Source organism: Moorena sp. SIO3I6, assembly GCF_010672095.1.
In genome coordinates this window covers 1-2,439 of record NZ_JAAHHU010000689.1, presented here as the reverse complement: position 1 = coordinate 2,439, position 2,439 = coordinate 1, and the positions used below count along the sequence as shown (strand labels likewise).

Annotated in this window: 2 protein-coding genes; one reads left to right on the top strand and one right to left on the bottom strand. The window is 44.0% G+C overall.

Annotated elements, in window-relative coordinates:
• The coding region (locus F6K49_RS41455) for an HpsJ family protein (protein ID WP_293106964.1) at window positions 1-666 on the bottom strand (666 nt) is incomplete at its 3' end.
• Window positions 667-1,111: 445 nt separating this feature from the next.
• Here F6K49_RS41455 and pgl point away from each other — a divergent pair.
• Window positions 1,112-1,834 (top strand): 6-phosphogluconolactonase, encoded by a 723-nt coding sequence (gene pgl, locus F6K49_RS41450; RefSeq protein WP_293106961.1) that lies wholly within the window; start codon window positions 1,112-1,114, stop codon window positions 1,832-1,834.
• Window positions 1,835-2,439: the final 605 nt, after the last annotated feature.

Genomic DNA, 2,439 nt, shown 5'->3' with positions numbered 1-2,439 from the left:
AAGTTTCTGACTACGGATTTGGTTAATATTCTGCTCTACTTCTTGATTGAGGACATCAGGGTTTTCCTTAATTGCCTGCAATTGTTGTCTAACTCTGTTAGCCTGAGCTTTGGCTTGCTCAAGCTGTTGTGCTGGAATCCTACCACTTTTAATGGCTGCGTCTAAATCGGCGAGTCTCTTTTCTACCTGGGCTATACCTTGAGGACTTTTGAGAAGTTCAGTGACTTGCTGAGTGCGGTTTTCCAGTTGAACTTCGGCGCTCTTAGCTCTTTGGTTAATTTGTTCTAGAGCCTGGGAACTTTGCAAACGAAGGTTATTGAGATGCAGGGGTACCATTAGCAGAAAGACCAACCCTAGAAAACTAGAGAGACACAGCACCCAAAATCGGAGATCTTGAACCGAAGATTTTGGCTCTGTAGTAGCGGTAGCAGCACTTTGAGCAATCCAATATCCAGCAAATAAAAACCCAATGCCGACCATAGGGATAATACCTCGGTCAACAACTTGGGTAGCAAAGTTCAACTGCCACTCTGGCTTTAACAGGTTAGCTCCCTGTGGGGGAATTGCCAAAATGATGTAATCCAAAAGGGAAGAAACGATCATTATCAGCCCGACAACTTTAAGAGTCAGAGCAGTAAACGACGAATAAACAGAATTAGTATTCATGGGCTATGAAGCGCGATTATTAGATTAACTTAATCATCGACTTGGGGAATTTACTGAGTAATCCTTCCTAAACTTACTGGCTTACTAGTTTTTGGGGTACTCAGTAAAGTTGAAAAATAGAAGAGCACGAGAGCCAACCATGGCGCTTTGCCCATATTAACCTATGGCAATCGAGAATCCTAACTCCAACATCCGTTGCTGGTGTTACGTTCTAGATGGGAAGTCCTGCGCTCTACCTTTTAGGTGAGCGTTACGAGCCGCAGGCCATTAACCATTAACCATTAACCATTAACCATTAACCATTAACCATTAACCATTAACCATTAACCATTAATCAAGGTGTTAGGATAATTTCTGGTATTCTGCCTTAATCAGGTAAAGCGTACGCACAATCGCTGATTAACGGTAGTCTTGTGGATGTAGTGTTCCTCGGCAGACAGGTTTTATGAACAAAGTGGTTGAAGTTGTACCGGATAAAGAAGCTTTGATTAGGCGAGCTGTTGATGTTGTCCTCAGTAAAATCGAAGGAGCAATCCAGGCTAACGGTCGTTGTACCATTGCCCTTGCTGGCGGTAGCACCCCAGCGCCTTTGTACGAAGCGATCGCTAGCTTTGACCTTGCCTGGCATAACATTCATGTGTTTTGGGGTGATGAACGCTATGTAAGTCCCGACCACCCGGATAGTAATCAAAGGATGGCTCGTCTGGCCTGGTTAGACAAAGTCGATATACCAGAGGCTAACATTCACCCGATGCCCACCGACGGCTCTAGCCCCGCTGCTGATGCGGATAAACATCAAGCTCAACTGTATGAGTTTTTTGGCATACCAGTAGGAGAGTTTCCTGGCTTTGATGTAATTTTGTTAGGCATTGGTGATGATGGCCATACTGCCTCCCTATTCCCCCATACAGAGGCTCTGCAAGTAAAAGACCGACTCGTTACAGTTGGCAACAAAGATGGCCAAGCACGAATCACCTTTACGTCGAGCTTGATTAACCATGCCAACTGCGTTATGTTTCTGGTTGCTGGTGCTGGTAAAAGAGCAGCCTTAGCTCAAATATTTGCCCCCGAAGCTGATCCACAAACTTATCCAGCTCGGTTGATCCAGCCCCAAGGAGAACTTTGGTGGCTTCTAGATGAATCAGCAGGTCAAGATTTGAAACATTGACAAGGGCGGAAGTGTCAAGTGTGAACGATGAAGTGCGAAACAATTGTATCCGGTTACTGAGAAACTATTATAGTTTTAGGGGATATATGTTATATTTTTATGGATTTTGATAATTCATTAGGGTGACTTGCCTGGTAGCCTTTTGCTTGGTAGCCTTTTGCCTTCGATGCTCCCACTCTAGCTAAAACCCGCACCAATCCCAGGTCTCCTCAGATAGGGGAGCGGTGGTTGGATGCGGGACAGGAATTAATTCCAATTTTAACCGAAAATAGCCCAAGTCTACTGTAGTCTAATCAGCGAGAAGGTTGCTGGATTAGATAGCAGCAAAAATAACCAAACAGTAACTTCAATCAAGTCTATTAAAAGTGGGGCAGTACGTTTTCCTGGCAAGAAAACGCGCCATGAGGAAATCCAGTTATTGATAGTTCTATAACTAATAGTACCTCGTTCGCGCAGCGTCTCCAAAGGCTAAAGAAGTTCTGGTAGCCTTAAGAGGTGCATTAAGCCTACACTTGCCCGATCGGGAAGTGTATGATCGTCACATTATCTGAAACTAGATAATAGCTGTTAAAAATAATAAATTAAAGTTCTATGATTGTTTGCCC